We start from the raw sequence: 6,435 nt of genomic DNA, 5'->3' as shown, positions 1-6,435 counted from the left end.
CTGATCCACCCCGAAGGGCTTCACCGTTCGACTTGCATGTGTTAAGCACGCCGCCAGCGTTCGTCCTGAGCCAGGATCAAACTCTCCGTGAATGTTTACCCGTAATCGGGTCGACACCCGCGTTGAGCGGCACGGCAACCACCGGAATAGGGCGGCCCCGCGCACTGCGTCCTCGCTAGTGTTTGTTTCAAAAGGAATCTCCAACCCCGATCAGACGATCGAGGCCGGGGATGTCAACATATCTGGCGTTGACTTTTGGCACGCTGTTGAGTTCTCAAGGAACGGACGCTTCCTTCGGACCGCCTTCCAGCGGGCCCTCCGGGCGCTTCGTTCTTTCGTGTTTCCAGCTTACCAGATGTTTTCCGCTCCGTTTTCCGGAGTTTCATTCATCCGATTTCCCGAACTGGCCGGGTCCGCTTTTCGCGACAACCACCACTTTAGCGTATTCCGAGTGTCACTCGAAATTCACGCTCACACCCTGTTGACGGCAATGCCAACGAACCCAACTGAATGGGCATCGAAGTGAGTGAGAGTGGGTCCTGCTGAGTGGGGTGGCCGCTTCAGCGACTCGTTCAACACTAGGCCACCTGGAGGACATCGTCAAACGTCGAGGGCGGGATCCGGCTGGATCCCGCCCTCGTTCGTCGAATCCGCAGCTCAGCGGCGTCGGTTTTCAGTCACGCCGACATTCACGCGGCACTGACATCGGCCCTCACGCCGACGCCGGCACCAGCTCCGCCGCCGCCAGGTTGCGCTTGCCGCGGCGCAGCACGAGCCAGCGGCCGTGCAGCAGATCGGCCTCGGTCGGCACCGCCTCCTCGTCCGTCACCTTGACGTTGTTGAGGTAGGCACCGCCCTCCTTGACCGTCCGGCGGGCGGCCGAGCGGCTCGGCGCCAGGCCGACGGCGACCAGCAGGTCCACCACCGGCTGGAGTTCGGTGACCGCCGCCTTCGGGACCTCGGCCAGGGCCGCGGCCAGGGTCGGGGCCTCCAGGTCGGCGAGGTCGCCCTGGCCGAACAGTGCCTTGGACGCGGCGACCGCGCGCTCGTACTGCTCGGCGCCGTGCACCAGCGTGGTGAGCTCCTCGGCGAGGGCGCGCTGGGCGAGGCGGGCGGCGGGGCGCTCGGTGGTCTCGCGCTCCAGCTCCTCGATCTCCTCCTTCGAGCGGAAGCTGAAGATCCGCAGGAAGTTGGGGACGTCCCGGTCGTCCGCGTTCAGCCAGAACTGGTAGAAGGCGTACGGGGTGGTCAGCTCGGGGTCGAGCCAGACCGTGCCGGACTCCGTCTTGCCGAACTTGGTGCCGTCCGCCTTGACGATCAGCGGCGTGGCCAGCGCGTGCACGGACTTGCCGTCGGCCTTGCGGATCAGGTCCGTGCCGGCGGTGAGGTTGCCCCACTGGTCGCTGCCGCCGGTCTGCAGGGTGCAGCCGTAGCGACGGTTCAGCTCCAGGTAGTCCATGCCCTGGAGGATCTGGTAGCTGAACTCGGTGTAGCTGATGCCCGCGTCGGAGTTGAGCCGTCGGGCGACGGCCTCCTTGGCGATCATGTTGTTGACCCGGAAGTACTTGCCGACGTCACGCAGCAGAGTGATCGCGGACATCCCGGAGGTCCAGTCCAGGTTGTTGACCATGCGCGCCGCGTACTGGCCCTCGAAGTCGAGGAAGCGCGAGATCTGGCCGCGCAGGCGCTCGACCCAGCCGGCCACCGTCTCGGGGTCGTTGAGCACGCGCTCAGCGGTGGGCTTCGGGTCGCCGATCAGGCCCGTGGCGCCGCCGACCAGGCCGAGCGGGAGGTGCCCCGCCTGCTGGATGCGGCGCATGGTGAGGATCTGCACCAGGTTGCCCAGGTGCAGGCTGGGGGCCGTCGGGTCGAAGCCGCAATAGAACGTGACCGGGCCGTCCGCGAACGCCTTGCGCAGTGCGTCCTCGTCGGTGGACAGGGCGATCAGCCCACGCCACCGCAGCTCGTCGACGATGTCCGTCACGGTCACGCTTCTCCTTCGATCGGGCGTCCCGCCCGCTGTCGGCCCGGTTCGGTCGGGCCCGGGGTCGGTGCGACTCCAGCCTGATAGAGCCTACGCGGTTCCGGCCAGCGAGTTTTCCCCGAGGCGCCCTGCCCGCTCCCTGCCCGACTCCGGTCCTACCCCGGCCCGACCCCGGCCCGGTCCCTCCGCGGTACCGGAAATTCCGTTGTTAGTCGGCTGTGGGCCCATTCAGAGTGGTTCCACCGCCGTGCGGCGGCGGTGACGTGTGTGGAGACGGTCGTGCCGCCGTGGCACGCCCGTGGGAAGGGTGTGCCGAGTGCGCAACACGCTGGTTCTGAACGCGAGCTACGAGCCCCTGACGACGGTGTCGCTGCAGCGCGCCGTCGTCCTGGTGCTCCAGGACAAGGCGGTGGTGGAGCAGGCGCATCCGCTGCGCTCGATCCGGGGGACGGGCGTGGCCGTTCCGGTGCCGAGGGTGATCAGACTGCAGAGGTACGTGAGGGTGCCGTTCCGACAACAGGCCCCGTGGTCGAGGCGGGGTGTCCTGGCCCGGGACCAGCACCTGTGCGCGTACTGCGGGCGCCGGGCCACCACGGTGGACCACCTGCACCCCAAGTCGCGTGGTGGCGAGGACAGTTGGATGAACACCGTGGCCGCGTGCGCGGAGGACAACCAGCGCAAGGCCGACCGGACGCCCGAGCAGGCCGGGATGAAGCTGCTGCGGCGCCCGTTCGTGCCGACGCCGCAGGCGACGCTGATGCTGGCGCTCGGTCTGCGCGGCTCGGAGGCCCGGGAGCTCGCCGACTGGCTGCCGACCGTCCCGGGGGCGCCGGTCACGGCCGCCTAGCCGCCTCCTGGAACACGGCCCGGGCCGGGCCGGGCCGGGCCGGGCCGGGCCGGGCCGGGCCGGGCCGGGCCGGGCCGGGCCGGGCCGGGCCGGGCCGGGCCGGGCCGGGCCGGCGGGACTCAGCCCTTCGCCTGGTAACCCGCCGCCGTGCCGTAGTTGGACGCGTGCTCGGGCACCACGACCACCTGTCCGCCACCGATCAGCACCCGCCCGGAGAGCAGCAGCGAGCCGGTGCCGGCCGGGAAGTTGCCGCCCACCGCCTCCTGGCCGCCCGCCAGCGGGAAGCGGCCGAGGCGGGCGGGCTGGTCGCGGCGCTCGTCGGCGGCCAGCACCAGCGAACCGCCGTCGATGCCCACCGCCCGGGCGCCGCCCTTGGCGGAGGTCGGCGTCCGCCAGCGCTGCTTGCCGGTGTCCAGGTCGTAGCCGACCGCGGACACCGGTCCGCCGGCCTTCGCCGGGGACATCGCGGCGACCATGGTGCGGCCCTCGAAGAACACCTCGGGCGTGGCCGAAAACGTGCCGTGGCCGACGTCCAGCCGCCCCGCGTCGGTGACCACCGGGATCTCGGCGGCCGGGTCACCGGTGGCGCCCCAGGCGAACACCCGGTCGTCCTCGGGCTTCCCGCCGGTGGTGAGCACCACGGCCGGCTCGGCGGAGAGCACGGTGACCGTCTTCGGCTGGTTGTTCAGGCCCCGCCACCAGCCGACCTTGCCGTCCGCCGCGTTCAGCGAGACGGCCTGGTCGGCGGGCGTCGAATCGGCGCAGGAGGAGGCGACCAGCACGGTCTTGCCGCTCACCCCGCCGGACAGGGTGCAGAACTTGCCCTGCCCGGTGTACTGCCAGACGTCCTTCCCGTCGGCCGCCGCCCAGGCCAGCGCGTGGTCGTCGCCGACCGCGATCACCATGTCGTCGGTGACGCCGACCCGCGCCGAGTAGGGGCCCTTGGCGTCCGAGAGGTTCTTGGTCCAGACGGTCTTGCCGGTCTTGGTGTCCACGGCGGCGACCAGCGTGCACGGGCTCTTCGGGTCGGCCTGCGGGCGGAACAGCGCCGCGCCCAGGCCCGCCTGGTTCACGCCCGACGACAGCCCGCACGGGACGGCCCCGGCCGCCGGGGGCTCGACCGACCAGGTCGGCTTGCCCGCCGTCCGGTCGTACGCGTGCACGCCGGAGCCGTCGGCGCGGACCACCGCGTCGGCCAGCAGCCAGCTCCCGACCAAGGTGTCGTCGCCCGCGGGCGACGCGGCGGCCGGTTGCGAGGTGGCGGGCTGCGCGGACCAGACCTTGGTGTGCGCCACCGCGAACCCGGGCTCGCCGCCGCTGGTCGCGGCCGCGCTGCCGCCGCCCTCGGCGCCGACCGTCAGCGCGGCCGTTATCAGCACCCCGAGCGCGGCCACCCCGGCGCCGGCCCGCACCAGCAGGGCGCGCCGACTGGGCACGTGCTCCCCGGTGAGGACGGCCGCCCGGACCCGGTCCACGAGCGACCCGGACGGGGCGAGAGCGGCGGAGCCGGAGCCGGAGCCGGAGCCGCCGCGCCGAGCGGCCCGCGAGCGCGGGGCGGGCCCGGCGGGCTCCCCACCGCTCCCCCCACCGGGCCGGTCGACGGTCTCGGCCGCGGTGGGCCCGGGCTCCGCCGCGGGCTCCTCGGTCTGCTCGATCCGCACGTAGCCGTCGGCCGAGTACTCGGCCCCCGCCGGGACGTACAGCGCGTCCGCCACCGGCTGGGCCTGCGGCGGCTGGGCGGCGTACGGCTGCCCGCCGTGCTGGTCCGGGTAGGGCTGCGGGTACTGCTGCCCGCCGCCGTACGGGTCGTGGCCCTGCCCCGGAGCCTGGGCGTAGCCGCCCTCGACGTATCCGGTCTGCCCGTAGTACGGGTCGTACTGCTGCTGGTCGTACTGCTGTTGGTCGTACTGCGTCGCCTGCTGCCACTGCGGCTGGGCCGGGGGCTGCTGGGCTTCGGCGTGGGTCTGGACGTGAGCCTGGACGTGGGCCTGCTGCGGGTCGTAGTACCCCTGCCAGTCCGGCTGCGGGCCCTGGGGGTACCAGGGCTGCTGCTGGCCGTGGGCGTCTCCGAAGGGCTCCTGCGCCATCGTTCCGTCCCTCCCAGCCCCGCCTGCCTGCCGATTGCGGCAGTCAGCATCTCACGCCCGCCCCGGCTCCCCACCCGGGCCCTCGGCGCAGCGCGGCAGGGCCTCAGGCCGCCGACTCGGCGCGCAGGGCCTCGTCGATGCGGGCGGCGAGGGTGAAGTCCAGGCCGGTCAGCCCGCCGGCGCTGTGGGTGGACAGCACGAAGCGCAGGGTGCGCCAGCGGATGTCTATGTCGGGGTGGTGGTCGAGCGCCTCGGCCTGTTCGGCGACGGCGACCACCACCCGGATCGCGGCCGGGAAGTCGGGGGCGTCCGCGCCGCGGGCGATGCTGTCGCCCGCGCGGCTCCACAGCGGCAGGGCCGCCAGGGCCGCCGCGATCTCGTCCTCGCTCAGTCGTGCCCTGCTGCTCATCGGTGCGCTCCGGGTGGTCGGTCGGGTGCCGGTCGGGAGGCCGGTAGGGTGCCGGTCAGGCGGCCTTCCGGCGCGGACGGACCACCAGGTCGCCGCCGCAGTTGGGGCAGTTGGACTCCATGGCCGCGGTGCAGTCCGCGCAGAAGGTGCACTCGTAGGAACATATCGAGGCGGGGCCGTCGGCGGTCAGCGACACCTCACAGAGCTCGCAGATCTCGCGCATCTCCAGGGCCATGGCTCACTACTCCGATCACATGCGGTCCTACGGTCGGACGAACGATCCCATGATCATCCGGCGTGCGGTCAACCCACCAGCAGTTTGGTGACGGCCGCGAGCCCGACCACCACGATGACCCCGCGCAGCGCGACCGGCGGCAGGCGGCGGCCGACCTTGGCGCCGAGCAGCCCACCGACCAGCGAGCCCGCGGCGATCAGCCCGGCGGCGGTCCAGTCCACCGTCGAGGTGAACAGGAAGAACAGCGCGGCGACCCCGTTGACGATCATCGCCAGCGCGTTCTTCACCGCGTTGATCCGCTGCAGCTCCTCCTGGAGCAGCATGCCCATCAGCGCCATCAGCAGGACGCCCTGCGCGGCGCCGAAGTAGCCGCCGTAGACGCCGGTGAGGAACACCCCGACCAGCAGCACCGGGCTGCCGTCCGGGTCGCCGTCGGCCCGGCGCCGGGCCGCGACGGCCTTGGCCACCCGGGGCTGGATCACCACCAGGACCAGGGCGAGCAGGATCAGCGCCGGGACGATCGCGTCGAAGGCGCCGCTCGGCAGCCTGGTCAGCAGCAGCGCGCCGAGCAGTCCGCCGAACAGCGAGGCGGTGCCCATCCGCCGCAGCCGGCGGCCCTGGCCGGCCAGCTCGCGCCGGTAGCCGATCACGCCGCTGAGCGAACCGGGCACCAGCCCGAAGGAGTTGGAGACGTTGGCGGTCACCGGCGGGATGCCGACGGCGAGCAGCACCGGGAAGGTGATCAGGGTGCCGGAGCCGACGATCACGTTGATCATCCCGGCGCCGACGCCGGCCGCCAGGACGGCGATCGACTCCCAGAGCGTCATGGGTCACCTCTCCTCGCGGTCCTGTTCGAGCGGTCCTGTTCGAGCC

General features: G+C 72.2%; 6 protein-coding genes and 1 rRNA gene. 1 reads left to right on the top strand and 6 read right to left on the bottom strand.

Annotation, left to right across the window (positions count from 1 at the left end):
* Both ACIP4P_RS20315 and tyrS read right to left on the bottom strand, forming a co-directional pair.
* Positions 1-92, bottom strand: a 16S ribosomal RNA gene (locus ACIP4P_RS20315); the annotation flags it as partial.
* Between the two features lie 620 nt (positions 93-712).
* Positions 713-1,984: a tyrosine--tRNA ligase gene (gene tyrS, locus ACIP4P_RS20310; RefSeq protein WP_350511798.1), complete on the bottom strand. Its 1,272-nt coding sequence runs from the start codon at positions 1,982-1,984 to the stop codon at positions 713-715.
* Between the two features lie 316 nt (positions 1,985-2,300).
* Between tyrS and ACIP4P_RS20305 the strand changes: the two genes are divergently transcribed.
* Complete coding sequence (locus tag ACIP4P_RS20305; RefSeq protein WP_350511525.1) at positions 2,301-2,831, top strand: HNH endonuclease; 531 nt, start codon at positions 2,301-2,303, stop codon at positions 2,829-2,831.
* A gap of 119 nt (positions 2,832-2,950) precedes the next feature.
* Here the strand turns inward: ACIP4P_RS20305 and ACIP4P_RS20300 are convergent, their stop codons facing one another.
* The 4 genes from ACIP4P_RS20300 to ACIP4P_RS20285 all read right to left on the bottom strand — a co-directional run bounded on the left by ACIP4P_RS20300 (position 2,951) and on the right by ACIP4P_RS20285 (position 6,389).
* Positions 2,951-4,918, bottom strand: a complete 1,968-nt coding sequence (locus tag ACIP4P_RS20300; protein WP_400920287.1) for a PQQ-binding-like beta-propeller repeat protein — start codon at positions 4,916-4,918, stop codon at positions 2,951-2,953.
* A 103-nt stretch (positions 4,919-5,021) separates the two neighbouring features.
* On the bottom strand, positions 5,022-5,327 hold the full coding sequence (locus ACIP4P_RS20295) for a 4a-hydroxytetrahydrobiopterin dehydratase (RefSeq protein ID WP_350511527.1): 306 nt from the start codon (positions 5,325-5,327) through the stop codon (positions 5,022-5,024).
* Positions 5,328-5,382: 55 nt separating this feature from the next.
* Positions 5,383-5,562, bottom strand: coding sequence for a DUF1272 domain-containing protein (locus tag ACIP4P_RS20290; protein ID WP_400920284.1), 180 nt, complete (start codon positions 5,560-5,562; stop codon positions 5,383-5,385).
* A gap of 68 nt (positions 5,563-5,630) precedes the next feature.
* Positions 5,631-6,389 (bottom strand): sulfite exporter TauE/SafE family protein, encoded by a 759-nt coding sequence (locus ACIP4P_RS20285; protein WP_400920282.1) that lies wholly within the window; start codon positions 6,387-6,389, stop codon positions 5,631-5,633.
* Between the last annotated feature and the right edge of the window lie 46 nt (positions 6,390-6,435).

It is taken from the genome of Kitasatospora sp. NPDC089509, from assembly GCF_044749365.1.
Classification (GTDB): domain Bacteria; phylum Actinomycetota; class Actinomycetes; order Streptomycetales; family Streptomycetaceae; genus Kitasatospora.
Note: the sequence above shows the minus strand (reverse complement) of the source record. Positions and strands in the feature narration are given on the sequence as shown.

Excerpts from the sequence above, each read along its gene's own strand:
- ACIP4P_RS20290 (WP_400920284.1), bottom strand. The coding sequence starts at position 5,562 with ATGGCCCTGGAGATGCGCGAGATCTGCGAGCTCTGTGAGGTGTCGCTG.
- ACIP4P_RS20295 (WP_350511527.1), bottom strand. The coding sequence starts at position 5,327 with ATGAGCAGCAGGGCACGACTGAGCGAGGACGAGATCGCGGCGGCCCTG.
- ACIP4P_RS20300 (WP_400920287.1), bottom strand. The coding sequence starts at position 4,918 with ATGGCGCAGGAGCCCTTCGGAGACGCCCACGGCCAGCAGCAGCCCTGG.
- ACIP4P_RS20285 (WP_400920282.1), bottom strand. The coding sequence starts at position 6,389 with ATGACGCTCTGGGAGTCGATCGCCGTCCTGGCGGCCGGCGTCGGCGCC.